The organism is Halobellus captivus (assembly GCF_007655485.1).
Classification (GTDB): Archaea; Halobacteriota; Halobacteria; order Halobacteriales; family Haloferacaceae; genus Haloquadratum; species Haloquadratum captivum.
In genome coordinates this window covers 280,457-307,184 of the sequence record NZ_VJXQ01000001.1, presented here as the reverse complement: position 1 = coordinate 307,184, position 26,728 = coordinate 280,457, and the positions used below count along the sequence as shown (strand labels likewise).

Sequence of the window (26,728 nt, the reverse complement as noted above, 5' to 3'; positions counted from 1 at the left end):
TGCATTATAATTATTGTGCCATACGGTATGGCCCGTGATGACACCTCAATTCGACGGCGAACGTATCTGAAAGGAGCCGGAGCGACCGGCACCATCGCAATCACCGGGCTCGCCGGGTGTACGCTCGGCGGGGGCGGCGACGACGGTGGCGACAGTGGGGGCGACAGCGGCGGCGATAGCGGCGACGGCGGATCCGACAGCAGCGGAGACAGCGGCGGCGACAGCGGTGGGGACGCGACGCCGCTCACCATCGCGGGAACGGTTCCGGACACGGGGTCTTTCTCCTCGCTCGGCGAAGACCTCCGTCGGGGCTACGAACTCGGCGTCGCTCGGATGAACGAGGAACTCGACCGCGAGGTCGAACTCATCCTCCGCGACGACGAGAGCGACGCGCAGACGCTACGCGAGCAGCTTCAGGCGATCGTGAGCAACAACGACGTCAACATGATCTGGGGGAGTTTCTCCAGCCTGCTCGTCACGGCCGGGAGCGCCTTCGCGGAGAATCAGGGACTCCCGTTCCTCGGCATCGCGTTCGCGTACGAGGCGCCGCACCGAAACGACAACTACGAGTGGACGTTCTCGCCGTTCCCGAAATCCCGGGACGTCGCCCGCTCGACGCTCGGCACGCTCGAACTCATCCCCGAGGAGGAGCGCCCGACCAACATCGGCATCTGGGAGCCGAACTCGGGATGGGGAGAGGAGCAGGCCCAATACTGGGAGGACGTCCTCGGCGAGGCTGGCTACGATATCGTGATGCGAGAGGTGTACGAGCTGGGCTCCTCGGACTTCTCGACGCTCATCAATCAGGCCGAGAGCAACGAGGTCGAAGTGCTGCTGTCGAACCCGACGCCGCCGGGCGGCATCACCGCCGTCAATCAGATGCGCGACAACAACTGGGCCCCGAAGATGCTGAAGTTCGTCCGCGGTGCCGACCCGTCCGCTTGGTGGTCCGCACTCGGCGAAGATGGCGCCTACGCGCTGATGTGTCCCGGGTGGGTTCCGGGTCTCACCGGCAACGGCAACGCGGAACTCCGAGAGTCGTTCTTCAACGAGTACGACACCGACGCCGAGTTCATGCCCGCGAACGTCGGCGGCTCGTACAACCTGACGCAGGTCGCCCAGCAGGCTGTCGAAGCCGCTGGATCGGTCGATCCGACCGCGGTCCGCGACGCGCTCCGCAGCGAGGAGTTCCAGACCGTAATCGGCACGTTCAGCTTCGAGGAGAACGGCCTGCCCGCGGAGGGCGAACTGACCGCCCCGACCGGCCAGTGGTGGGAGGGCGCACAGCGGCTCGCGTTCCCGGACACCGACTCCGAGCAGGCGATCGACTTCCAATACCCGATCCCGCCGTGGAGCGAGCGATGAGTAGCCAACGGACTGACAGCGCACACGCCTGAAAATGGTCCTTAGCGATCTCGCCACGCAAACGATCGTGAACGGGCTGTTGCTCGGGGGCATCTACGCCCTCGCAGCCCTGGGTCTCTCGCTCGTGTTCGGAATTATGGATATCGTGAACCTCGCGCACGGCCATATGCTGATGGTCGGCGCGTACATCGCGATCCTCCTGTTCGCCGCGACCGGTATCACGCCGCTCATCGGGATGCTGCTCGCGATGGTGCTGATGTTCGGACTCGGCGTCCTGCTGCAGAAGGTGCTCCTGAAGCACGTCGTCGACGAAGGGCTCGAACAGCCGATCATCGTCCTGTTCGGGCTGGCGTTGATCCTGCAGAACCTGGGCCGCGTTATCCTCGGCGGCGACGCCCGCACCGCGGACATCGGCATCCCGGGAAGCGGCATCGAGCTCGGGTTCGCGTATCTGTCCTTCCCGCGCACGGTGACGTTCGTCGTTGCCGTGCTGCTCATCGCCGCAACGTGGGCGTTCCTGCAGTACACGAAGACCGGACAGGCGATCCGCGCGACGGCGCAGAACCGCACAGCGGCGAAGTATATGGGGATCAACACCGATCGAATCTACGTCATCACGCTCGGAATCGGGACAGCGCTCGCCGGTGCGGCTGGCGCGCTGCTCTCGATGCTGTTCCCCATCGATCCGTACGTCGGGTGGTCCTACCTGCTGAAGACGTTCGCCGTGGTCGTTCTCGGCGGCGTCGGCAGCGTGCTGGGGACGCTCGTCGGCGGCCTCGTCCTCGGCGTCTCCGAGAACCTCGGAGCGCTGTATCTCGGCGGCGGTTACCGCAACGTGGTGAGCCTGCTCATCTTCCTCGGCGTGTTGCTGGTCAAGCCCGAGGGGCTGTTCGGCGGCTCCGGAGGTGGTGAGTAGTGGCCTTCCTCGAGAAAGCGCCCGGCGAGTCGCTCGCGACAGACCGGCGCGTGCTCGGTATCGCCGCGCTCGTCGTGCTGTGGCTCATCACCGTTCCGTTCACCACGACCGACTCGTTGACGGGTCTCATCCTCACGGGGCTCGTCTTCATAATGCTCGGTGTCTCCTGGAACCTGTTGGCCGGATACGCGGGACAGATCTCGCTCGGTCACGCCGCGTTCTTCGGAATGGGCGCGTTCGTCGCCGCGTGGTTGACGACGCCGACGGCCGGGGGCTTTCCCGAATCGATTCAGTTGCCCCTCGTTCCCGCGCTGTTGATCGGCGGGCTCGCATCGGCGCTCATCGCGCTCGTCATCGGACCGGTCATCTTCCGGCTCACCGGGCACTACTTCGCCATCGGGACGCTCGCACTCGCGGCCGTTATCGAGCTCATAATGCTTGACCGCCGCGATCTGACCGGCGGTGCAACCGGCTACTACATCCAGGCCGATCTCTCGCTCGGTGAGGTCGTCTCCCACGGCGATATGATGTTCTACCTGACCCTCGTCGCGACGATCGCGACTGTTGTCATCACCTATCTCATCGTCCGCGGCCCGACAGGGCTCGGGATGAAGGCGATCCACGACGACGAGGACGCCGCGAGTAGTCTCGGCGTCAACCCCTTGAAGTACAAGATGTACGCGTTCGTGGTTTCGTCGTTCTTCGCCGGGTTAGCTGGCGCGCTCTACGGTCACTACACGCTGTACATCAACCCGCAGTCGACGCTCGCCGTCACGTGGACGATCGACGCGCTCGTCATCGTCATCCTCGGCGGGATGGGGACGTTCGCGGGGCCGATCCTCGGCTCCGGGCTGTACCTGCTGTTGGACAACGGACTGTCTGCGATCGTCAGCGGCTACTCCGAAGCGGTCGAGGGGATCCTCATCATTATCTTCATTATCTACCTGCCAACGGGGCTCTACGGCCTCATCAAGCAGTACGTCGTCGAGGAGACGAGCGACACCGACGTCGCTCACGAGTGAGACACGCTGTCGCAGCTTTTTCACTCGTTCACTCAAACGAGTCGAAAAACGAGTGAGGCGGACCGCCGCCGTTTCAGATTTCGCGGCGAAAGTTCGAGAACGACTCTGACGCCGTGAGGTGCCGAACTTCAGTTCGTCTCTCAGGGCGTATTATTGTCGGACGGTAACGGCGTTGGAGAGTATCAGTATCAGCGTCGATCAGTACCTGCGACAGATCGTATCAAGCGCCGAGGTACGACTCTTCGACGCGCTTGTCCTGCGCGAGTTCTTCGGCCGTCCCCGACAGCGAGATTTCGCCGGTCTTGATGACGTACCCGCGGTCGGCGACGCGGAGCGCGTTGTAGATATCTTGCTCGACGAGGAGGACCGTCGTTCCCTCGTCGTTGATCCGCTGGATCGCCTCGAAGACGTCGTCGACGAGGACGGGTGCGAGCCCTAAGCTGGCCTCGTCGAGGAGTAGTAAGTCGGGCTCACTCATCAGACCGCGACCGATGGCGAGCATCTGTTGTTCGCCGCCGGAGAGCGTTCCGGCCTGCTGTTTGGCGCGCTCTTCGAGACGCGGGAAGATGTCGTAGACGCGTTCGAGGCGCTCGCTCATTCCGCTCCGGTCGAGGTACGCGCCGAGTTCGAGGTTCTCCTTGACCGTGCTCTCTGTGAACACCTCTCGACCCTCGGGGACGTGTGCGACGCCCTTCGCGACGACCTCCTCGTGTGGAAGGTCGCCGATCGATTCGCCCTTGTAGCGAACCTCGCCGTCCATCGGCGTGAGATCCCCACAAATCGTCTTCAGGGTCGTCGTCTTGCCCGCGCCGTTCGCGCCGAGTAACGCCACTGTCTCGCCTTTTTCGACTTCGAGGCTCACGTCCCAGAGGACCTGCACGTTGCCGTACGCGACGTCTATCGAATCTACTTCGAGCAGTGACATCGATTACCACGTGCTATGACGTCGCCTTTCTTAAGCCTACCTTTCGGCTGTGAGCGGCGTTCGGTGGCGACGCGGTTCGCGGGGTTACAGAACGATCAAAACGTGGAGTCACCGCTGGCGACGCGCCGAGCGCTGCCGTGGTTAGTCCTGTCCGCCCTTCTGCACGTCGGCGTCGGCGTAGGAGACGTCGCGGCCGGTGACGTCGACGGTCATCGAGCCGACGTCTTCGATCTCGGCGTCGATCGTGTCTCCGTCGTGGAGTTCGCTCACGCCCTCGGGCGTGCCGGTCGTGATGACGTCGCCGACTTCCAGCGTCGCGCCGAGCGACGCGTACTGGACGATGTCCGCGCACGTGTACACCATATCGCCGGTGTTCTCGTACTGGCGGCGGTCGCCGTTCAGTTGCAGTTCCATCTGGAGGTCCTGGGGATCGTCGATCTCGTCGGCGGTGACGACGCAGGGCCCGATGACGGTGAACGTGTCGTAGGACTTGCGGTTCGAGCGGTCCTGATCGCCGCGCAGCGAGATGTCTAAGAGGATCGTGTACCCGAAGATGTGATCCCACGCCTCGTCGGCGGAGACGTCCTTCGCCTCCTCGCCCATCACGAACGCGAGTTCGACCTCGTGATCGGTGCGGCGGTCGTTGAACGGGAGTTCGATCCCGTGGTCGGGGCCGACGACGCTGGAGGGGGCCTTCAGGAAGTAGCCCTTGTCCTTGATCGAGAACCACTCCTCTGTGGTGATGTCCTTGTCCGCGATGGCCTCCTCGATGTGGTTCTCGTAGTTCAGCGGCGCGGCGATTACTTTGCCCGGTCGGCCGACGGGCGAGCCGATCTCGACCTCGTCGACGTCGTAGTCGGGGTCTTCGTCCTCGTACCCGGTGGCGTCGTAGTCGCCCTCGATGTACTCGACGAGCGGTTCCTCGCCCTCGAGACCGAGGCGGTCCGTGAGGTCGATGACGCCGCTGCCGTCTTCCGTGAGCAGTCCGAGCTGGTTGTCGTCGTAGCGGACGAATCGCATACGCGTGACATCGTCGGAATCCCTGATAAAAGATGCCTTTCGGGCCCGCGGATAGGCGCTCGTATCGACGCGGACGGTCGGGGCACCCGCAGTGCCGTGGTTCGGAAACGCAGTGATGTGGTTCGGAATCTCACCGACGTGGACGGTCGGCCGCGACGCCTACAGGTAGCTCTCCGTCCGCGAGAGGTCGACGTCGCTCGCGACGTCATCGCGGAAGTGCCGCGAGAGCGACTCCAACGTCCAGCCGTCGGGGTTGACGCCGATCGCGTCCATCGCCGGATCGGAGAAGACGCCGACGCGGTCGCCACCCGCATAGAGCGTACAGCCGGTGACGCCTTCGGCCTCCTCGCTCGCGAGGTAGGCGACGAGCGGAGCCACCTTCTCGGGCGGCATCTCCTCGGCGGTGTACGGGCGGTGCTCCGCCGGGACGGTCTCGGTCATCCGCGTGTAGCCGTTCGGGACCAGCGCGTTGACCCGGACGTTCGAACGGACCAGTTCGTTCGAGACCGTTCGGACCATCCCGAGGATTCCCGCTTTCGCGGCGGCGTAGTTCGCCTGCCCGAGGCTCCCGCGCGCCGCTCCGGCGCTCACCGCCAGATAGGAGCGCTGGCGGTCGAAGCCTTCTTCGTCGCGTTCACCGTCGCCGCGCTCCTCGCTCGCCTCGCGCCAGTGCTTCGCAGCGGCTCGCAACGGCGCGAACTGGCCTGTGAGGTTGGTCTCGATGACCTCCCGCCAGTCTTCCTCCGTGAGCTTGTAGCTGATTCCGTCGCGGAGGATCCCCGCGAAGTTGCAGACGAAGTCCACGCGCCCGTACTCGTCGACGGTATCCGCGATGAGCGATTCGGCGTACGCGAAGTCGCTGACGTCGCCGTGGTGGACGATCGCCTCCCCGCCTCGCTCGCGGATCTCGCTGGCGACGTTCTCGGGGACGGACGCGTCGCTGCCGGTGCCGTCGACCTCGCAACCGAGGTCGTTCACCACGACGCGCGCGCCGTGGTCCGCGAGTTCGAGAGCCGCGGCCCGTCCGAGGCCGTTACCCCCGCCAGCGACGACGCAGACGGTCTCTTCCACGGTCTCAGAACGGGAACTCTCGCGGCTCGTGCTGCAGCGAGATCCACTTCTTCTCGGTCACTTCGTCGAGGAAGTCCGTGGAGTTGTAGCCGCCGAGGCCCGAAGCCTTCGTGCCGCTGAACGGAACGTGGGCCTCGTCGTTGATCCCCTGATCGTTGACGTGGACGTTACCGGTGTCCATCCGCTTGGCGATCTGGAGTCCGGTGCCGATGTCGCCAGCGTGGACCGAGCCGGTGAGCCCGTACTCTGTGTCGTTCGCCATCTCGATGGCCTCGTCGACGTCCGAGAACGGAATGACGGGGGCGATGGGGCCGAAGTGCTCGTTGCACGCCGCGGGCATATCGTTCGTCGCGCCCGAGATGACTGTGGGCCTGACGACAAGCGAGTCCTCGACGCCGTCGAGTTCGACGGTTTCGCCGCCCGTTTCGAGCGTCGCACCGTCCTCGATCGAGCGCTCGACGTAGTCGAGCATCTCGTCGCGCTGGGATTCGTTGATGATGGGGCCGAGGACGACCTCGTCGTGCGCGCTTCCGGCGGGAAGCGACTCGGCGCGCTCGGTCAATCGCTCGACGTACTCGTCGTAGATCGACTCGTGGACGAGGTGGCGGTTGATCGAGATGCAGACCTGTCCCTGATGGATGAACGAGCCGAACACCGCGGCGTTGATCGCCTCCTCGATGTCCGCCTCGGCGGTGACGATGTGGGCGTTGTTGCCGCCGAGTTCCATCGCGGGTACCGCCAGGTTCTCCGCCGCGAGACCGGCAACGTGCTGTCCGACCTCGGTCGATCCCGTGAACGCGACGACGTCGCTGTCGGGGTGGCTCGCGATGTGATCGCCGATTTCGGAGCCCTTCCCGGTGACGACGTTGACCACGCCGTCGGGGATTCCCGCCTCTTCGGCCAGACGGGCCCAGACGAGACCGCCGACGATCGGCGCGTCCGTCGCGGGCTTGAGCACGACCGAGTTACCGGCGGCGATAGCTGGCGCGAGCGCGCGGGCCGTGAGGTTCAGTGGGAAGTTCCACGGCGAGATGACCGTGACGACGCCCTTCGGTTCGCGGTAGACGATGTTCTCCTTCCCTGGGATGTTGGAGGCGGCCGTCTCGCCCTTCATCCGCCGGGGGAGGGTCGCCGCTTCGGCGAGGTGATCCTGCGTGATCTGGATCGACGTCTCGCCGACGCCGTGGATCCCGCCGATCTCGGTCGTGATCAGTTCGACGATCTCCTCTTGATGCTCGTCGATAGCTTGAATGAGACCCTGGACGGCCTCCTGCCGCGCGGCGGGCGGGTGTTCTCGCCACTCCGCTTGGGCTTCGACAGCCGCCTCGTAGGCGGCGTCGACGTCACCCTCGGTCCCGCGGGGGACCTCCGTGACGACTTCGCGCGTCGACGGGTCCTCGACGGGTGTCAGCTTCCCGCTCTCGGACTCCACCCACTCGCCGCCGATATAGAGCTTGCTCCAATCCGCGTCGATGCTGTATTTGGACTGACCTTCGAGTGCCATACTATAACGTTAACGTGAATCACTAATGAAAGTTTGGTCAGATCGCCAAATTTTTCGCCCGTAACCAAGTTACACCGGTGATATCACCACTCGGCGGGAACGCATTTCACCATCCGCAGTGAGAAAACTCTAAACGGAGGAAGAGACACGATACGGACGAACAGACCAGTCGGCGGAATCCCGTCTCTGCCGACGATTTCGTCGAGGTTCCCGCTATGATAGAAGACAAAGACGCCGCGCTCGACTCGCGAACCAGTTGGCTCATCTCCGTGCTCGGGTTGGTCCTGCTGACGCTCATCTGGGGAATGATCTTCACGTTCACCGTCTACTCGCAGGCCATCGAATCCGCCTTCGGGCTGTCGAGACTCCGCGTATCCACGATCTTCTCGATCACGACGGCAGCGTTTATGATCGCCGGGGGGCTGATCGGCATTCTCATCGCTCGGGCGCCGCTGCGTCCCGTCGTCGCCATCAGCGGCGTCGCGTTCGCGCTCGCGGTCGGCCTGGTTCAGTTTGCGGCCTCCTATCCGGTCCTGATGTTCGCTTTCGGCCTCTTGGGAACCGCGGGGGGAACGGTGTTCGTCATCGTCATCTCGCTGGTCCCGCAGTGGTTCGACGAGTACGAGGGCCGCGCGATGGGCATCACGTTCATCGGCAACGGGCTCGGTGTGTTAGTCCTGCCACCGGTCTGGGTCTTCCTGCTCGAACGGATGTCGATCTCGAGGGCACTCCTCGTCATCGGGTGGACGACCGCCGCGGTGATTCTGCTTTCGAGTACCGTCTATCGGCGCCCGCCGGGTGTCCGCGGGACGGCCGCGGCGTCTGTCGACGTCGCGTGGATCCGAGATCGGTTGGCGGACCGCGCGTTCGTCGTCTCGCTCGCCGGGTTCTCGCTGCTGTGGAGCTGGTACTTCGTACTCTCGGTGGATCTCGTCGCTATTCTGACCGCGGGCGGCATCGGCCGCACGGTGGCGGCGACGGCGTTCGGCATCGTCGGCGGGGTCAGCGTGATCACGCGAATCGCCGGCGGCGCGGTCGCCGACCGGGTCGGCATCCGTGTGACGCTCACGAGCGGCGTCGTGCTGGCTGCGATCGGAATGGGCGGGTTGCCGCTCGTCTCGACACCGCTCTCGATGTACGTCGTGCTCGTCCTCTTCGGCATCGGACTGGGGGTGGTCGCGCCGCTGTTCTCGCCAATTCTCCTGAATCGCTTCGGGGCGGCGAACGCGACGGCGCTCATCGGCATCTTCAACATCGGCGAGGCGGTGACGGCGATTTCGGTACCGATCCTCCTGAACGTCCTGACCGGTTTCTCCGGCGGGTACACGCTGCCGCTCGTACTCGTGTTTGTGATGACGCTCCTCGGAGGGTGGCTGTTCCACCGGGGCACAGCCCCGAAAACGGCGTGAATTGATTGGCGTCTCAGTGCATAGATTGGCGTCTCAGTGGGGGCTGACAGTCGGCACCGTTCGCGCTACCGACTGAGACGGCGAGCGCGACACGTCGATTGTTCCCACGCCGACGTGCCGAACACCCGCGAAGCGGCGTGGGACCGCGTTCAGCTCATAGGGGCGTTGGCCGCGGCTTCGCATATAAACGCTCGCGGGAAATGAGCCGGAAAAGCGATGGCCGATAGCGATGCGATCAGTTCTCTGCCAAGCCCGCTGCGAGCGCCTCGATCGGCGTCGGTGGGCCCTCGCGGTCCGGATCGGCCTCGGGGAGCAGCGACTGATCGATCCTCGCGCCGAGGTCGTTGAGCTGCGTGCGGCAGGACGCGCCGGGTGCGACGACGGACTCGGCCTCGCTGGCGTCGACCTGCCCTTTGAGCGTGTCGCCGATCGCCTGGCTCATCGCGCGGTGTTCGGCCTCGTATCCGAAGCTCCCGGCCATCCCGCAGCAGCCCGAATCGAGCGGGTCGACCGCGTAGCCCGCCCGGCGGAGGACGCCGACCGCGTGGTGGTCCTTCTTCGTCGCCTTCTGGTGGCAGTGGCCGTGGTAGGCCACCGAGCGCTCCGGCGCTTCGAAGTCGATTTCGTCGTCGAGCCGGAAGACGTCGAGGTACTCACAGACCCCGTAGCTGTTTGCTTGGACGGCCTCGACGTCGGATCCGGAGAGGAGGTCGCCGTAGTCGGACTGAAGCATCACCGCGTCGGAGGGTTCCGCGACGACGACGTCCCAGCCGTCTTCGATCCGTGGGGCGAGCGCTTCAACCGTGCTCTCGGCGGTGTCGCGCGCGACGTCGAGGAAGCCCTTCGAGAACGCCGGGCGGCCGCTGTCGGTCACGCTCGCGACGTCCACGTGGACCCCCGCGGCTTCGAGCACTTCCACGGCCGCCTTGCCGACGGCGGGGTGGCTGTAGTTCGTGTAGGTGTCGGGCAGCAGGATGGCTTGGCGCTCGGCCTCGCCGGGTGCGACGCGGGAGCCGCCGCGCGCGGAGAACCAGTCCTGCAACGTCTCGCGCTCGAACGTCGGGAGCGTACGGTCGGTGGCGATGCCGATCGTCTTTTCCAGCACGGTTCGCGCGCCAGGCACCTCCGCGGCCCAGTTCGAGACCGGCGCGAACGCGCTGCCGACCTTCGCCAGCGTGTCGACGTTCGCGAACAGTTTCGAGCGGATCGAAGAGCCGTGCTCCTCGTGGTAGGCGTGGGTCACCTCCGCCTTCAACTTCGCGAGGTCGACCTCGCTCGGGCAGTCGTTCGCGCAGCCCTTACAGCCGATACAGAGGTCCATCACCTCGGTGACGAACTCCTCGTCGGTGGGGTCGTCCGGGAGGTCGCCGCTCATCGCCTGTCGGAGCATGTTCGCCCGGCCGCGCGTGGCGGTGATCTCCTCGTCGGCCGCGCGGTAGGTGGGGCACATCACGCCGCCCTCGGTCTGTTGGGTGCGACAGCCGCCGCAGCCGTGACAGAGTTCGACCATCCCCTGCATCCCGTTCTCGTTGTCCCACACCAGGGCCGGGTCGAACCCGGCGTCGAACTGGTATTCGGGATCGAATCGGAGGTTCTCCGTGAGCGCGACGTCGCCGCAGACTTGTCCGGGGTTCAGCAGCCAGTCGGGATCGAAGGCGGTCTTGAGATCCTGGAACGCGAACCAGAGGTCGTCGCCGTAGAGCTTCCGGTTCCACTGCGTCCGGGCGCGTCCATCGCCGTGCTCGCCGGAGACGGAGCCGCCGAGTTCGACGACGAGGTCGGTCACGGCCTCCCCGATCGCTTCCATCGCATCGAGATCCGTCTGTGACTTCGTGTTCACCAGCGGGCGGACGTGCAGTACGCCCGGTCCGGCGTGCGCGTAGAAGGCCGCGAACGTGTCGTGTTCTTCTAAGACTGACTGGAACTCGGTGACGAACCGCGGAAGGTGTTCCGGCGGGACGGCGCAGTCTTCGAGGAAGCTGATATGCTTCGCGTCGCTCGTCCGTCCGAGCAGGATCGGGAGCCCGGATTTGCGGAGCTTCCAGAGCTCCTTTCTGTCCGCCTTGTCGTATGCCTCTAACGCGTCGAACGCGTAGCGCTCGGAACCCGTGTCTATGGACGCGTTGCCAGCGCTGTTTTTGCCTTCATCGTTCGCGCGACCCGGAACGCGGTCTTCGAGGAGCGTTCGCACCTTCTCGCGGCCGTCTTCCTCGCTTTCGGCGTAGAACTCCACGAGCAGGGCGGCCTCGGTCCGCTCGGGCAACTTCGCGGCGACGTCGGCGAACTCCGTCGTGTTAGACGCCAGTTCGATCAGCACGTCGTCGATCAGTTCGACCGCGGCCGGGTCGTGCTCGAGGACGTGGACGACGTCGCTGACGGTCTCGACGACGCTGTCGTACGTCAACAGCGCGACCGACTTCGTCTCGGGAAGCGGCTCTAAGGAGACGGTCGCCTCGGTGACGACCGCGAGCGTTCCCTCCGACCCCGCGAGCAGACGGCCGAGGTTGACGACGCCCGCCTCGCCGTACTCGCCCTCGGCCTCGGCGACGAGCCGATCGAGGTTGTAGCCGGAGACGTTCCGCTTCATCTCCGGGAAGCGCTCGTGGATCTCGTCGGTGTGCTCGTCGAGGACGGCGACGACGCCCGCGGCGACGCGCTCCTCGGCGTCCCCGTCCGGGTTGGCGCGTTCGCGCAGGTCGTCGACGGCGACCTCGCCGAACGTCGTCACGGTCCCGTCCGCGAGGACGACCTCGGCCTCCTCGACGTAGTGGTCGGTCTTCTCGTAGACGAGCGAGTGCGCGCCGGTGGAGTTGTTGCCGATCGCACCGCCGATGGCGCTGCGGTTGCCCGCCGCGGGGTCGGGCCCGAACGTCAGGCCGTACTCCGCCGCGCGGTCGTTCAGCGTCGCCAGCACTGTCCCGGCCTGTACGCGCGCCTCGCGTGCGTCGGGGTCGACGTCGTACACCTCGTCCATGTGGCGCGCGAAGTCGAGGACGACCGCTTCGTTGACCGTCTGTCCGGCGAGGCTCGTCCCGCCGCCGCGCGGGAGCACCGGAATCCCCTCCTCGGCGCAGTAGGTGACCACGCTCGCGACGTCCTCGGTCGACGTCGGGAAGACGACGCCGATCGGCGTCACCTCGTAGGCGCTGGCGTCGGTCGCGTACATCTGTCGGGTGTAGGTGTCGAACCGGACTTCGCCGTCGACGCGCGAATCGAGCGCGTCGACGAGGTCCGGCCGCTCGACCGACTCGGAGACGTACGAGTAATCCGACCGAGCGTCTCTCGCCGGTGTGGCGCGAGCCACGCCGCCGTCGGGAACGGCATCGCTGTCGCGGTTTGGCATATGCCTATGACTGTGTGAAACAAGCACTTATAGCCGCCGTTGTCGGCCATCGGAGTCAGGCCCGCCCCAGGCGCGGGGATGAGGAACGGTTTTTACGCTCGCTTGGGACAGAGATGGTACTGTGACACAACCCGATCAGACTCCCACGGAACGCCTTCAGTGGCTGACAGACCAGCTGCTCGTCCGCGACGCCGACGTGCACGCGACGGCGATCGACGCGCTCGCCGAGGAGGGCGACGACCGCGTCGTACCACACCTCGTCGAACTGCTGGTGATCGACAGCATCGCGAACGACTGGGAACAGTTCGGCTTTCCCGCCGCCCTTCGGAGCCACGACCCGCCGCGCTACCTCGAACTCCCGGAAGTCACCTGGCCGGGCGTGCGCGAGGCCCTCGCGGCGCTAGCGGAACCAGATTTTGACTCCGCGCACGCGTGGGTCGAGTGGGAGTCGTGGTACTCCCAGCAGGAGATCGAGCCCCTCGACGGCTTCGAGGAGTGGAAGCTCCGGCTCTTCCGCTCGTATCTCCCGCCCGTCGGCGGTCTGCTCGACTGCGAGCCGCGGGAGTTCGACCTCCAGGAGATCCGCTGGGGCAACTGCGACCGGTCGTTCCTCGCGGCGCTGAACGGGCCGCGGTTCGTTCCCGGCGAGGAGGTCGAGACGGGCGACGCTTCCGACGCGTCGCCGTCGGACTCGCCCGCGGCTGCGGACGCACCCGAACGCTATCTCGATGACGACCACGTCGTCTTCGGCTTCGAGATCGAGGGTGTCGCGTACGCCGTCCCGCGCTGGGTGCTGTTCCCCCACGAACTGCTGAACGCCGAACTGCAGGGCGTGCCGGTGAGCCTCACATACTGTACGCTCTGCAACGCGCCGATCCTCTACGATCGACGGGTTCCCTCGAAAGCCGCGGGTGAGGGCGCTGACGACGACGTCAGAACCTTCGGCAGCTCCGGGATGCTCGCCTCGGGGAACAAGGTGATGTACGACGAGGAAAGCGAGACGCTGTGGGACCAACACGCCGGGACTCCGATCGGCGGCGAGACGCTGGCGGAGGACCCGGATCTGTTCCTCGATCAACACGCGGTTACCCAGACCGAGTGGGGCGAATGGAAGGCCGAGTACCCGGACACGCTCGCGCTCGACATCGACACGGGATACGGCTACGACTACTCGTACTACGACGGCAACGTCGACTTCTTCGAGCACTACTGGAACCGCGAGGAAATCGTCCAACCGGGCGTTCGAAAGGCCGACGGGGCGCTTCCGGAGAAGGAGTCCGTCTACGGCATCGTCGTCGACGACCCCGACGAGGTGTGGATCGTCTCGATCGACGACCTCCGCGAGCGCGAGGATCCAGTCCTCGAAGGCGAGATCGTCGATCGCGACGTCGTCGCTCTGCTGGATGCGACCGACGATATCGCCGTCTACGAGGCTCCGCCGACGCCGGTCGAGCGGGTCGACGACGAGGACGGGCTCGCACTCGTCGACGCCGACGGAACCAGATGGACTGTCGCTCGAAACGAGCTCACCGCAACTGACGGAGAGACGCGAGAGCGGATCCCCGGTCGACACGGTCTCTGGTTCGCGTTCCGGACGCACTACGATTCGGTGCACATTTTAGAGTAGTCTCATCGTTAGATGATATAATTTTTTCTGATTGGTGTGTAGTAGTATATTTGTCTTAATAATATACAGATCTGGAATAAGCCTCAGATATGACGTGTACTGCCATTTCACGGCAGATAATCTACGAGATGTATATTGAGAATGTATATATCATAAGAGTACTGGAATAGATTTTTTAGGTATTTTATATAGTATTCCCCTTCATAGTCGAGACTCCGTGGAGGCGCCCGACGTTGGCTTAGATCGCTCCCTCAGCACCGCTTCCACAGGGACATCACGGACCCGCCGCCGCCGATACTCATTCCCGACATTCCGTACTCGAGGCCCTCGTCGTGGAGTTCGTACGCCAGCGACGCCATGATCATTCCGCCGGACGCACCTATCGGATGGCCGAATGCGACGGCACCGCCGCGGGGATTCATCTTCTCGCGGGGGATCGACAGGTGCTCCATCACGTAGACCTCCTGTGCGGAGAAGGCCTCGTTGACCCAGAAGGTGCCGATGTCTTCGACAGTGAGATCGTTCTCGACGAGTGTCCGCTCGACGACGTCGCCGACGGCCTCGTTGAACTCGTCGGGATCGCGGTAGACGTACCGGTAGTCGACCAGTTCGGCCATCGGCTCGACGCCTAACTCCTCGGCGGCCGATTCGGTGGCGAGCAGTACGACGCCCGCGCCGTCCGAGAGTTTCGAGGCGTTCGCCGCCGTCACGGTCCCGTCCTCGCGGAACGCGGTCGGCAGCGCGGCGAGGTCGTCCATCGTCGAATCCGGCCGCGGGCCCTCGTCGGTGTCGACGGTGCCGGTCGGCGCTTCGACGGGAACGATCTCGTCGTCGAAGAGTCCCGCTTCGATGGCCGCGGCCGCTCGCTGGTGGCTCCCGAGCGCGTATCGATCCTGCGCCTCCCGGGAAACGTCGTAGGTGTCGATGTGTCTGTCGACCAATTGCTCCGCAATCTCGCCCATGTGGCGGTCGAGGTTCACGTCCCACAGAGAGTCGAGAATCATCGAATCGCGTATCGTGACGTCGCCGTGTCGACGTCCCTTGCGATAGTCGGGCAGGATCCACGGCGCGTTCGTCATCGACTCGAACCCTCCGGCGATGGCGACGTCGGCACGCCCCGACGCGAGACGGTCGGCCGCGAGCGTGATCGCGCGCAATCCCGATCCGGAGGCCTCGTTGACCGTCGTCGTCGGCGTGTCGTTCGGGAGCGCCGATTCGACCACCGCCTGGCGTCCGGGGACCTGCCCGATACCGGCTTGGATCGCGTTCCCGAGTGCGACCCAGTCGATTTCCTCGCCGGACACGCCGGTCCGATCGAGGAGACCGTCGATCGCAGTGCGACCGAGTTCGATCCCCTCCACGTCCGATAGCGAGCCGAGTAGCGTTCCGTGGGGTGTCCTCGCGCCGTCGATAAGCACAATCCGCTCCATACCATCGGTACGGCTCCTCCGTTCTTTATTTCATCGGTCCCCTCGGAGAATTGCCTCAGAGAGCCGATTTCGAGAGTGACTCAGATACGAGGACTCTCCGTCGGCTCCACCGCGAGCGGAAACTCCACAGCGAGGGGAGCGCCTCTCAGCGAGCGAAGCACCTATACCGGATCGCGCGCATCTATCTGTCGAGATGCTTCGACAACAACGCGGCGACGGGAGAGACCGTACCAACGGGCGGGGTGCCGATGAGCGAGAGTGAGGAAGCCGGGGTGGATGCGGAAACGCGGGCACCGTCACGATTGGGTCGACTCCTCTTCGGCGGGACGCTCGTGTACATGAGCGTCGACGGGTTCAAGAATAATGAGAAGCGCGTCGAAATCGCCCGCGATAGCGGGGTTCCCGCTCCCGAACTACTGGTTCCCCTCGCGACGGGCCTGCTGCTCGTATCGAGCCTGCTGCTCGTCTTCTGGGCGTGGCCGCTATTCGCTGCCGCGGGAATCGTCGCGTTCTTCGTCTCGACGACGCCGTCGATTCACTCGTTCTGGGACTTCGAGGGCAAGGAACGCGCGAACCAGAAGATCCACTTCTCGAAGAACATCGCGCTCATCGGAGCCTCGATCGTCTTCCTCCGAGAAGCGCTGCGAAACAGATAGTCGCCCCCGATCCGGGCGAACTCCCGTTCGTGCGGTCAACGCCGGGCGACAGGTTCCCGCTTTTCTCGGCTGACTACGACCGTGAGAGTAACGTACAGACCGCGTTGTTCCCGAACCCCGCGAGGTTGAGCGCCAATGCGACGGACGGATTCGCAACGGCTCGTTCGGCGGGCACCTCGCCGCGGAGTTGCCAGACGGCTTCGACGATCTGGGACAGCCCGGTCGCGCCGATCGGATGCCCGCGGGCTTTGAGTCCGCCACCCGGGTTCACGGGGAGCGCCCCGTCGACGTCGTGCACTCCCTCGACGGTCGCTTCCCACGCGGAGCCGTGGTCGTGAAAGCCCAGCGCCTCCAGTTCGAGCCATTCGAGGATACTGAACGCGTCGTGGAGACACAGGAGATCGACGTCTCCGGGCGTGAGATCCGTCGACTCGAACGCGAGCATCCCGGCCCGTTCGACGCTCCCGAGCGAGAGCACGTCCGGCCGATCGCCGACGGCGTGGGTGTCGACCGCGCTTTCGACCCCCGCGACGCGGACGGCTGCGCTTCTGGGCGTGGGAATCGAGTCGTCGGGTGTAGCGGTAGCGTCGTCGGGTGTAGCGGTAGCGTCATCGGATGTAGTGGTCAGGTCGTTGGCACCGTCCGCTCGGTTGTCGATCCCGGTGGCTCCCGACTGCAGGACAACCGCCGCGGCTCCGTCGGTCGTCGGACAGCAGTCGTAGAGCCGAAGCGGCTCGGCGATGAGCGGCGAAGCGATCACGTCGTCGACGTCGATGCGCTTTCGGAAGTGTGCGACCTCGTTTTCGACCGCGTTCCGGTGGTTCTTCACCGGTACGCGAGCGAGTTCCTCCCGTCCGGCTCCGTATCGATCGAGATACGCGTCCGCCGCGAGCCCCGCGAGCCCGGGCAACGTGACGCCCTGTTCGCGCTCCCGCCGGTGGGTGATTCGACTGACGATCTCGGTCGAACGAGCGGTCGAGGCCGTGGACATCTTCTCGCCGCCGACGACCAACGCGTAGTCGGCCGCTCCCGACCGGAGCGCTCGAACGCCGCTTTCGAACGCGCTCGCGCCGCTGGCGCTGGTGCTTTCGACGCGTCGAGCGCTCGCCCCATACGCCCCGAGCGACCCCACGAGGATGTTGGCAAGTCCGGACTGCCGCGAGAACGCCTCGGCGGCCATATTCCCGACGACCACCAGATCGAGCTGTTCGGGACCGACCCCCGCGTCGTCTAGCGCCGCGAGCGACGCGTTTTCGAGCAGTTTATCGAGCGGCTCATCGTGTTCGCCGCTGAACGGAGTCATTCCGGCACCGGTGATCCACGGTTCCCGATCGCGGTCGGGAGATCGTTCATCGACCGCCATCGCGTCTCCGGTCGTCATCGGTGGAACCGAATCCTGTTCACCATCGCGGCACCTCGACGCCTGTCATCGCGGTTCTCACGTTCATTATCGCGATCCGTCGACGTCGATCTCGGCGTCGGCGTCGCCGCCGACCGCGTGAATCTTCGGCCCCGTCGTGACCGATCCGTCGCCCTCGAGACGCAGTTCGTGCGCTCCTGCGAGGACGACGGACTGCCCGCGGGAGATGGTCTCGTCTGCCAGCTGTCCGAGGACGTGACCTCCCTCGCGTTACGAAACGAGCCCGAGGTCGAGGGGTTGGGGAACGCCGTCGGGGGTGACGTGGACGGTAGTCCGTGCCACGACAGTTCCCTGCTCCGAAGGGGTTCGTTCGAACGAACGGCCGCGGCAGTTCGGGCAGACCGCTCTGTCGTAGTACCAGACGCGTTTGCAGTTCTCGCAGGTGACGAAATCGGCGGTCTCCGTGGATACGGGCGCATCGAGCGCCGCCTCGTCGAGGTGATCTGTCCGTGGACTGTTCTCGTCGGCTTGCTTCGAGTTCATCTGTCGTTGGTTGTCATCGCCGGATCGCGTGTGATCGGAGGTCGCTGCGGGGGTGTGTCTATCGAGGAATCCACCAATGCCGGGCCGACCGTGTTCACATCGGCCCGATTCGCGCTCACATCGGTCAGTCCGAGTTTACACCGGTTCGATGCGGCTCACGTTCGCGTCGAGCCGTCCGACCGTGTGATAGGTGCCGTCGTCGTCGCGACGCATAATGCGCCCTTCGACGTCGTCGCGCGCGTCGGGGACGTCGAAGAGGCCCGAGCCGCAGACGACGTCGCCGTCGTGGACCGCCCACGTTTCGATGACTTCGTGCGGTTCGCCGGGGTAGGACACCCGCTCGAAATCGCGGCCGAAATTCGTCGACTCGAACAGCGCCGACTCGTGCTCGTCGTTCACCCAGGCGGGGGGCGCCTCCTGTCCACCGCTGAAGATGACGGTCCCGTCGTGGATGAACACTCGTCGGATGTACGAGAAATCGTTCCCGACGTCGAGGCGCTCCCACGAGTCGCCGCCGTCGACCGTTCGGTGGAGCCCCCCGTCCGCGACCGCGTGTCCGAGCCCGAGGTTCTCCAAGTTGTGGTCGAGGTAGCCCGTCGCGGCGAGCCAGACGTCCTCGGTGATGGGGAGGACGTGATGGACGTCGTCGACGATGGTGTCCCGTCGGTCGAGCCACGTCTGGCCGCCGTCGCGACTGATGTGGATCCCTCCGGCCTCGACGCCCGCGATCAACTGCTCCGGACGGCCCGGAACGGATTCGAGAACGCGGAGGCGGGCGTAGTGAGGGTCGATCGGCGACTCCCAGTGCCCGCGGGAGGGAAGCTCTCGGAACCCCTTGAGTTCCGCCCACGTCTCCCCGTCGTCGACCGAGCGGAAAATGTAGGGATCGTTCGTTCCGACGTACAGCGCCTCCGGCGTGGCGAGGATCGACCACACCTCACTCGTCCCGGCGTGCCAGAACCGATCGCCCAGGGGAACCTCAAGATCCTCCCAGGTGTCCCCGCCGTCGCGGGATCGATAGGCCCCCGTCGTCGATGCGACGAAGACGCCTTCCGCGTGATCGAACGTCTGCACCGCCGTCACCACCTCGCAGTCGAGTACCTTTTCGACGTCGTCGCGCTCGAATGGAACGTCGTCCACTCGATACAGACCCGCGTCAGTACCGATCAGTAATGCCATACGCTAATAGATCAAATAATCCCTCATAAATGTATGGTACAGTGACGCACTCTGTCGCGATTGTTGTCGTTGGACACCGCACCGTTCGAGCCCCGAACCACCCGGCTCAGCGCCCATCTCCAAACACTCTTTGCGCCGCCAGCCGTCGATTCGGGTATGACCCCCGGATCACCCACGCATCGGCCGACCGATGCGGCGTACCCCGAAGCCGACGACGTCGACCTCCCGACGTCGCTCCTCAATCTCCCCTGGATCGATAGCCACAATCACGCTCACACGCTCTCGTGGAGCGACCGCGAGCGGTACGCACTCTCGGGCTGTCGTGCGATGGTGATGGTGGCGTCCGGCAACCACTGGACCCCGTACAAGCCCGTTCGTCCGGCGGACGTTCGGTTCCTGTGGGACGACGCGATCAACCGACACCGAATCATCGAGCGAAACCACTTCTACGAGGCGAAACTCGCTGTCGGTGTGCAAACCGGCGTCCGCGTCGAGGACGCCCGGAGCCTCGTCGACGCGATGAACGACTACTGCGCGCTGGAGGAGGTCGTCGCCGTGGGAGAGATCGGAATCAGACAGTCACAGCAGGTCAGCGCATGGGCGCTCGACGAGCAGATGGACGTTCTCGAAGCCCAGATGGACGTCGCCGCGAGACACGATCTGCCGGTCATCCTCCACACGCCGACCCGTCTGAATGACGACGAACACCGCCGTCCGGGGATCGGCCTCCACGGCTACGAGCGCAACTCGTCGCTGTCACAGGCCCCGGTGTACGAGGCAGAGAATCCCGAGCTCGAAGCGGTGAAGTACGACGTCGAGGCAGCGAACCGCGCGGGACTCCCCGAATCGCGGATCGTCGCCTCCCACGCCGATCCGAACAACGTCGAGTATCTGATGGAGCAAACCGACTGTTACGCCAGTTTCACGATCGGCGCGCCGTGGCTCACCGGCGTCTCGCCCTCTACGGTCGCCGCGGCGATTCGGGAGTACGGCCCCGATCGGATTATGATCGATACCGACTGCGCGAACGTGCTCCGCTCGGACCCGTTCGCCCTCAAGCGCGCGGTCTTCGAACTGTACCGCCTCGGCGTCGACGAGTCCGACATCGAAACCGTCGTCTTCGACACGCCGAAGCGGATGTTCGACCTCGATCTGTAACACGAGGCGTATGCAGCAGGTAGTTTCACCCCGAATAGAGCAGGGAGTTTCGCCGTGAGTTCGAGAGAAAGAGTGTGAACTACTTCGTTACGAGTTCGACAGGTCCGTTTTCCGGTGGTCTTCCTTGTATGGAGTAGGCGCGACCGTGGCCGTGATTTCCTTTTGCGCGTGGTCTTCGACGGTCGGGCTCTTCGGGTTCTTTCCCTCGCCCCAGAGGACGGTTACTTCGGTCCCCGGTTCGCTGTACTCGGGGTCAATCGTACACAGCGAGAGCATCTCTCGGAAGTAGTAGCTGTACCCGCGCATCGTCGCGACGCCGACGTCCTCACCGTCTTTCAGGACGCGGTCGGCGACCATCGCGCGCTTCTGCTGATGCGGCATATCCATGTACTTGAACGTGTCTCCGTCGGCGAACAGCGACATATACACCTCTCCGACGTCCTCGGGTTTCCACCGCAGCGTCACGAGCGTTCGCTCGGGGTCTTCCATCTCCGCCTCGATGGCTTCGCGGCCGACGAAGTCGTGATCGTCTTTGATGTACCGTCCCCACCCGAGTTCGACGGGGTTCCGATACCACCCGCTGATATCGTCGGCGTCGAAGCTCCCTTCGACGGGATGCGTGATGAGATCCCTCGTCGCAGTCTCCTTCAGGTACTCGCGGTATCCCTCGAGTTCGTCGGTGAAGATCGCCGAAACGTAGTCTCGTACCCGCGACGGGATCCCCGATTCGAGCTGGTTGATCGAGGACGTCTTGACACTGAGCCGCTGGAGCCCGTACTCCGCACCGGCCTCCCTGATCGCTTCCCAGACGTCCTCTTTGTGCTCGCCGGGACCGTGTAGCTCGAACCCGAGTTCGCCGGACATCCCGAAGCGAACGGCGCGGATCTCGACGCCCTCGATGGTGAGCCACCCGGACCGCATGAAGTCGACCGACCGGAGGTCGTGGTCCCCATCCAAGTCGTCGAGGACCTTCAGCGTGTTCGGGCCCTGCAGTCCGATGTTGAACGTGTCCCGGTACTCCATCGTGGCGTCGTAATCCCCGTTTTCGAGGTTGTACGCGGTCCAATACGCGGGAACGCCGTGAACGATGAACTCCTCTTCTCCGGATCGGACCAACACCCCTTCGGCCAGGACGTCACCGTTCTCGTTACACTGAACGACGTGCTTTCCCTGGCCCATCTCGTAGTTCTCCATCGAGTTGATGCTGAGATCCGCGAGGAGGTCGATCGCCTCGGGGCCCTCAAGTTTGAGGTTCGCGAGGAACGACCAGTCGCCGAGGTAGCACGACTCTTTCCAGGACATCTGCTCTTTGATCCAATGGGTGTACTCGAACCCCCGACGCCCGCCGTAGTCCTCTCGCCTGTTCGCCGCTCGCATCGCCGCTGCGACGGAAGATGGTTCTCGGTCAGGACTGTGGTTGTCCATAGCGAAGCTATCTCATAACCTATTATTAATTGTTGTGGAAGAAGCAACGAATCCGCGTCGAAACGTCCCGTCTCTCGGGCCGTCTCAGTTGAACTGACAGTGGTTCGTGAGTTCGCCGAGTCCGTCGACACTGACGGTCACTGTGTCGCCGTCCTCCAGCAGTACCGGTGGTTCGCGATAGACGCCGACGCCCGGCGGGGTTCCGGTAAAGAGCAGATCGCCGGGTTCGAGCGTGAACGCCCGACTACAGAACGAAATCAGTTCGTCGATGCCGAAGATCAGGTTCGCCGTCGTCGACTCTTGGAGTCGCTCGCCGTTGACTTCGGTCCAGATGTCGAGATCGTGAACGTCGTCGACCTCCTCCGGCGTCGCGATGTCGGGACCGATCGGGGCGAACGTATCGAGGCTCTTGCCGCGCACCCACTGGCCGTCGCCGTGCTGGAGATCCCGCGCGGAAACGTCGTTTCCGACGGTGTATCCCGCGACGTACTCGTGGGCCTCCTCGGGATCGACGTTGCGGGCCTCGCGCCCGATGACGACGACGAGTTCAGCCTCGTAGTCGACTTTCTGGGTTAGGTCGGGATCCCACGTGATCGCCCCGTTGGGACCGTTCACGCACGTAGGGAATTTCGAGAACAACACGGGCTCGTCCGGGATCGGGTTGTCCCCTTCCTCGGCGTGGTCGCGGTAGTTCAACCCGACGCAGACGACTTTGCTGGGCTCTGTGAGCGGGGCCGCGCGTGATACCGACCCGGCGTCAACGACACCGACGCCCGTCTCCGCCGCGTGTTCGACGGCGAGTTCGGCCTTTCGCCGCCACCCCCACTGTTCGAGCAGTGCCCGCGTTCGCGAGGGTATCTCGATGCCCGCCGCGTTCCCGGCGGTCGCGAGGTCGATTACGGTGCCGTCCGGACGTGCCACGCCGACCCAACTCTCGGAAGGGTCGTCGTCGTAAAACTGTCCTATGCGCATCGGTACCACGTTGTCGCTACCCGTATATAGTTCGACCGCTTCGATTAGTCGCTCGACTGCTTCGATCAGTCGCGTCGCGGCGCACCCGAGGACTTCCGCCTGGACCCAGGGGACGACTCTCCGTCCCTGGCGAACTGCGGGGTGAGAACCGGCTACTCGTGATCCGGAATCGCGCCCGTCGATCTCAACTCGTCGATCGCTTCCTCGTCGTATCCCAGCTCCCGGAGGATCGAATCGGTGTGCTCACCGAGCAGCGGTGGCGGTCGCGAGAACCCCGATTCCGCGTTGGTGTAGTTGAGCGGATGGTCGATCACCGACATCTCGCCCGCGGTGGGATGTTCGATCCGCTTTATGACATCACGCGCGCGCGTCTGTGGGTTGTCCAGCGCTTCCGACACCGAGTGTATCGGCCCCACGGGAAGGTCGCGTCCCTCGGCGAGTTCCTCGACCCACTCCTCGGTCGTCTGCGCCTCGAATACTTCCGTCAACTCCTCCTCCAACGCGTCCATATGCTTCACGCGGGCGCTGTTCGATTCGAACCGGGGATCGGCGAGGAGGTCCGGGCGGTCGAGGGCCTCACACAGTTCCTCGTAGATCTTCTGATTCCCGCACGCGACGTTGAGATAGCCGTCCGCCGTGGGATACGTCTGGTACGGAGCGAGGACGGGGTCGCGAGTACCCATCCGCGTCGGCCGTTCGCCAACGAACGCCTTTCCGGCCTGTTTCGTCAACCACGGGAGCGTCGCGTCGAGCATTCCCAGTTCGATCCGATCGCCTTCGCCGGTTCGCGCGCGTCGATAGAGAGCGCCGACGATTCCGAAACTCGCCCACATCCCGGTGATCAGATCGGTGAGCGGAATCCCCACTTTCACCGGCGGACCCGACTCCTCTCCGGTCACCTCCATAATCCCGCTCATCCCCTGGACGAGGAGGTCGTATCCGGGTCGATCGCTCCACGGCCCGGTCTCGCCGAACGCCGATATCGAACAGTAGATGAGTTCCTCGTTGTGCGGTTTGAGGTCCTCGTAACTCACGCCGAGTTTTTCGGCCGTCCCCGGTCGGTAGTTCTCGATGACGACGTCCGCTTCCGCAACGAGATCGTAGAGGACGGATCGACCCTCCTTCGATCGGAGGTTGATCTCGATGCTTCGCTTGTCGCTGTTCACCGTCCAGAAATACGGCGATTCGCCCTCTTCGGACGCGGTCCGCCCGTATTCGCTCTGGGCTTGTGACTCCACGAACGGCGGGCCCGAGTGCCGAAGGGTATCGCCCATCTCCGGACGCTCAACTTTGATGACTTCTGCGCCCTGATTTGCCAGCATCAGCGTAGAGAACCCCCCCGTGACGAACGTCGTGAGGTCCAGGACAGTCACGTCGTCTAGGATGGATCTGGCTGACGGGCCAGTATCGGCTGCCATAACCCCTGATATCAAACCATCCCATATAAATGTACGCTCCGGTTGGCAGTTCGCGCGGGAGTCGACCTGCCACCGGGCGAGTACGAAGGTGCAAACGCCACTCTCGGTGGGGAACGTTTCTGGGCCGTTACTCGGAATCGCGCCGCACTCGATACCACGGCTTCACAGAGAGAACGGGATGCCGTCTGAATGGCTGTATTCCCCGCTTCTTCCCCGTGACTACCGTTACCATAGAATATTTATCCTGTTGCTCGAATCATCGACGTGGAATGACAGAAAAGATCATTCGAAACGGGACGGTCGTCTCTTTGGATCCGGACGTCGGTACCCTGGAGGAAGCAGACGTACGGATCGACGGCGGCGAAATCGTCGAAATCGGCCACGGACTGACCGCGTCGAACGCCGAGGTGATCGACGCGAGCGATCAGATCGTGCTCCCCGGGTTCGTCGACTCCCACATTCACCTCGCACAGACCCAGGTCAGGGGCATCGCCGGGGACTGGTCGCTTATGGGCGAGTACTTCGACCACATGCTCGGCAACATCACCGGGCTCTACCGGCCCGAGGACATGTACCTCGGCGGTCTCTTCGGCGCGCTGGAGAAGCTCCATACGGGGACGACCACGGCCCTGGACTGGTCGTACCCCAACACGCTCGAACACGGCGAGCGGGCCCTCGATGCCCTGAAGGACGTCGGACTGCGTGCGGTGTACACCTACGGTCCGCCGGGTGACGACGCGGCGAAGTGGTGGTTCGAGAGCGACGTCGGCCTCCCCGAAGCGAACATCCGAGAGCTCCACGAGGAGAAGATCCGCGACGACGACCTGCTCAGTCTGGCGCTCGGGCTCCGGGGGCCGGACTTCTGTACCGACGAGACCGCCCGGCGGGACCTGGAACTGGCACGGGAGCTGGGGGCACTCTCGACGGTCCACATGGGTGCCGCGCTGTGGCCGTCGTCGGTCTACGGCGGGGGTTATCAGGGCTTCGGCGCCATCAAGGATATGCTCGGTCCCGACGTCAACGTCGCGCACGCGAACCACTTCGCGCAGGACGACGTCCAGCACGCCGTCGATCAGGGCGTCTCCTTCTCGTCCACCCCGGAAGTCGAGATGCAGATGGGTCACGGAATCCCCGTCACGAAGAAGGTCCTCGACGCCGGAGGGCGCGTCTCGTGGGGCGTCGACGTCTGTTCGAACATCAGCGGCGATATGGGCAGCCAGATGCGCATCGGGATGCAGGTCCAGCGGATGTTCGAGAACCAGGAGGTCCTCGAAAGCGACGAGGAGGTCACTGCCGTTCAGACGACGGCCCGAGACACGCTCGAATTCGCGACCATCGAAGGCGCGAAGGCGCTGAATATGGAAGACGAGATCGGCACCCTCACCCCGGGTAAACGCGCGGATATCATTCTGATCGACGCTAACGACTTCACAACGGCACCGTCTCACTCCCCCATTCAGACGGTCGTATTCCAGTCGGATCCGTCACACATCTCCACGGTGTTGGTCGACGGAGACGTTGTCAAGCGCGACGGTGAACTGCTGAATCCCGCCGTAAGAGAAGAGTTTGACCGGTTCGTCGACTCCGGACGGCGTTTGATCGACGAAGCGGGGATCGACCTGTAGAATCGCTCTCGAAGCCCAGTTGCGAAGTTTTCGACACCGTCTCGATTCTCGCACCGGTGGTGATGTCGTACAAACGCCACGGCTGAAAGGATTAACGACAATATTGTATTATATTTGATATTACAGCTCGGACCGTTGGGTGAGCCATTAATTCCGTATAACGGGAATTGCCATTCCCATCGATCTACTAGCACTGTAATTCACTTTCTAACCGGACTAATGCATCTAGTTCGGTGCTACCAAGGCGAACATTCTTCGATACGATCTCAGACGGTGGCGGGGTTCTATTTCCCGTTTCCGCGCTAACGGGTGATCTCTAAGCCGTTAGAGCTCACAGAGTACTCGAATCGGATCGGTACTCATATTGGTACACTTGATTTCCCGATATTCGGGATTGTGTTCCCCACGAGTGAGTTCCAGCGGATCACTCGATACCGCTACTGACTGGCCCGTTCTCGGGAACACCGTTTCGAAGCATCTCTCGGGGGGCCGAACGCGGCAGTTCGATATCTCTATCGAACCATAACGTTACAAACATACTCGTGTAATGTCTATCCACTGTCTCACGATTCGAACGGGCGCTATTCCGAAAATGAGCTCGAAAAACACGCCGTCACAGCCGGGTTCTCGGAACAGAAGGATCACAATTTCGATTTATGGGAGGATGATCGGTTGGACGGTACACGCTGATAGATATAAAATCGATAGACTGTACCTTTCTAGTAGTCTCTGACTAGGTTCTATTCCGTATATCGGGAAA

20 protein-coding genes are annotated in these 26,728 nt (G+C 63.9%); 8 read left to right on the top strand and 12 right to left on the bottom strand.

Annotated elements, in window-relative coordinates; genetic code table 11:
• Positions 1–27: 27 nt before the first annotated feature.
• From FJT57_RS01450 to FJT57_RS01440, 3 genes are read left to right on the top strand one after another with little or no spacing between them, the layout of a single operon-like run.
• Positions 28–1,365 (top strand): amino acid ABC transporter substrate-binding protein, encoded by a 1,338-nt coding sequence (locus FJT57_RS01450; RefSeq protein ID WP_144901029.1) that lies wholly within the window; start codon positions 28–30, stop codon positions 1,363–1,365.
• A gap of 34 nt (positions 1,366–1,399) precedes the next feature.
• Positions 1,400–2,281 (top strand): branched-chain amino acid ABC transporter permease, encoded by an 882-nt coding sequence (locus FJT57_RS01445; RefSeq protein ID WP_144901028.1) that lies wholly within the window; start codon positions 1,400–1,402, stop codon positions 2,279–2,281.
• A complete protein-coding gene (locus tag FJT57_RS01440; RefSeq protein WP_144901027.1) occupies positions 2,281–3,303 on the top strand; it encodes a branched-chain amino acid ABC transporter permease in 1,023 nt (340 codons plus the stop codon). The genes FJT57_RS01445 and FJT57_RS01440 overlap by 1 nt, the downstream gene beginning before the upstream one ends.
• A 220-nt stretch (positions 3,304–3,523) precedes the next feature.
• On the opposite strand, the gene FJT57_RS01435 is transcribed toward FJT57_RS01440, so the two are convergent.
• From FJT57_RS01435 to FJT57_RS01420, 4 genes are all read right to left on the bottom strand, one after another.
• Positions 3,524–4,228, bottom strand: coding sequence for an ABC transporter ATP-binding protein (locus FJT57_RS01435; RefSeq protein WP_203229066.1), 705 nt, complete (start codon positions 4,226–4,228; stop codon positions 3,524–3,526).
• Between the two features lie 141 nt (positions 4,229–4,369).
• Complete coding sequence (locus tag FJT57_RS01430) at positions 4,370–5,248, bottom strand: fumarylacetoacetate hydrolase family protein (RefSeq protein WP_144901026.1); 879 nt, start codon at positions 5,246–5,248, stop codon at positions 4,370–4,372.
• Between the two features lie 159 nt (positions 5,249–5,407).
• On the bottom strand, positions 5,408–6,319 hold the full coding sequence (locus tag FJT57_RS01425; RefSeq protein WP_144901025.1) for an SDR family oxidoreductase: 912 nt from the start codon (positions 6,317–6,319) through the stop codon (positions 5,408–5,410).
• Between the two features lie 4 nt (positions 6,320–6,323).
• Entirely contained in the window at positions 6,324–7,823 is a 1,500-nt protein-coding gene (locus tag FJT57_RS01420) for an aldehyde dehydrogenase family protein (protein ID WP_144901024.1), read from the bottom strand.
• A gap of 215 nt (positions 7,824–8,038) precedes the next feature.
• Here FJT57_RS01420 and FJT57_RS01415 point away from each other — a divergent pair, with 215 nt between their 5' ends.
• Complete coding sequence (locus FJT57_RS01415; RefSeq protein ID WP_144901023.1) at positions 8,039–9,232, top strand: MFS transporter; 1,194 nt, start codon at positions 8,039–8,041, stop codon at positions 9,230–9,232.
• A 235-nt stretch (positions 9,233–9,467) separates the two neighbouring features.
• Here the strand turns inward: FJT57_RS01415 and FJT57_RS01410 are convergent, their stop codons facing one another.
• Positions 9,468–12,575 (bottom strand): FAD-binding and (Fe-S)-binding domain-containing protein, encoded by a 3,108-nt coding sequence (locus FJT57_RS01410; protein ID WP_144901022.1) that lies wholly within the window; start codon positions 12,573–12,575, stop codon positions 9,468–9,470.
• 121 nt (positions 12,576–12,696) lie between these two features.
• Between FJT57_RS01410 and FJT57_RS01405 the strand changes: the two genes are divergently transcribed.
• Positions 12,697–14,202, top strand: coding sequence for a DUF3179 domain-containing (seleno)protein (locus tag FJT57_RS01405; protein WP_144901021.1), 1,506 nt, complete (start codon positions 12,697–12,699; stop codon positions 14,200–14,202).
• A 251-nt stretch (positions 14,203–14,453) separates the two neighbouring features.
• Here FJT57_RS01405 and FJT57_RS01400 read toward each other — a convergent pair whose 3' ends face one another.
• Positions 14,454–15,632 carry a thiolase family protein gene (locus FJT57_RS01400; protein WP_144901020.1) on the bottom strand — a complete coding sequence of 393 codons (1,179 nt, stop codon included), beginning with the start codon at positions 15,630–15,632 and terminating at the stop codon, positions 14,454–14,456.
• Positions 15,633–15,880: 248 nt separating this feature from the next.
• Between FJT57_RS01400 and FJT57_RS01395 the strand changes: the two genes are divergently transcribed.
• Positions 15,881–16,288, top strand: a complete 408-nt coding sequence (locus tag FJT57_RS01395) for a DoxX family membrane protein (protein WP_144901019.1) — start codon at positions 15,881–15,883, stop codon at positions 16,286–16,288.
• A gap of 73 nt (positions 16,289–16,361) precedes the next feature.
• Here FJT57_RS01395 and FJT57_RS01390 read toward each other — a convergent pair whose 3' ends face one another.
• From FJT57_RS01390 to FJT57_RS01380, 3 genes are all read right to left on the bottom strand, one after another.
• Positions 16,362–17,669, bottom strand: a complete 1,308-nt coding sequence (locus FJT57_RS01390) for a thiolase family protein (RefSeq protein WP_238993875.1) — start codon at positions 17,667–17,669, stop codon at positions 16,362–16,364.
• Positions 17,670–17,918: 249 nt separating this feature from the next.
• On the bottom strand, positions 17,919–18,191 hold the full coding sequence (locus tag FJT57_RS01385) for a PhlB family protein (RefSeq protein WP_144901018.1): 273 nt from the start codon (positions 18,189–18,191) through the stop codon (positions 17,919–17,921).
• A 135-nt stretch (positions 18,192–18,326) separates the two neighbouring features.
• Positions 18,327–19,370 carry a WD40/YVTN/BNR-like repeat-containing protein gene (locus FJT57_RS01380; protein ID WP_144901017.1) on the bottom strand — a complete coding sequence of 348 codons (1,044 nt, stop codon included), beginning with the start codon at positions 19,368–19,370 and terminating at the stop codon, positions 18,327–18,329.
• 156 nt (positions 19,371–19,526) lie between these two features.
• Here FJT57_RS01380 and FJT57_RS01375 point away from each other — a divergent pair, with 156 nt between their 5' ends.
• Positions 19,527–20,528, top strand: coding sequence for a TatD family hydrolase (locus FJT57_RS01375; RefSeq protein ID WP_144901016.1), 1,002 nt, complete (start codon positions 19,527–19,529; stop codon positions 20,526–20,528).
• A gap of 87 nt (positions 20,529–20,615) precedes the next feature.
• Here the strand turns inward: FJT57_RS01375 and FJT57_RS01370 are convergent, their stop codons facing one another.
• The 3 genes from FJT57_RS01370 to FJT57_RS01360 form a co-directional block, all read right to left on the bottom strand.
• Positions 20,616–21,953: an aminomethyltransferase family protein gene (locus FJT57_RS01370; protein WP_144901015.1), complete on the bottom strand. Its 1,338-nt coding sequence runs from the start codon at positions 21,951–21,953 to the stop codon at positions 20,616–20,618.
• Positions 21,954–22,037: 84 nt separating this feature from the next.
• The gene (locus FJT57_RS01365; RefSeq protein WP_144901014.1) at positions 22,038–22,925 is read right to left on the bottom strand and encodes a fumarylacetoacetate hydrolase family protein; all 888 of its coding nucleotides are present in this window, start codon (positions 22,923–22,925) and stop codon (positions 22,038–22,040) included.
• A gap of 152 nt (positions 22,926–23,077) precedes the next feature.
• Positions 23,078–24,343, bottom strand: coding sequence for a CaiB/BaiF CoA transferase family protein (locus FJT57_RS01360; protein ID WP_144901013.1), 1,266 nt, complete (start codon positions 24,341–24,343; stop codon positions 23,078–23,080).
• Positions 24,344–24,612: 269 nt separating this feature from the next.
• Here FJT57_RS01360 and FJT57_RS01355 point away from each other — a divergent pair, with 269 nt between their 5' ends.
• A complete protein-coding gene (locus FJT57_RS01355) occupies positions 24,613–25,968 on the top strand; it encodes an amidohydrolase family protein (RefSeq protein WP_144901012.1) in 1,356 nt (451 codons plus the stop codon).
• The last annotated feature ends 760 nt before the right edge of the window (positions 25,969–26,728 follow it).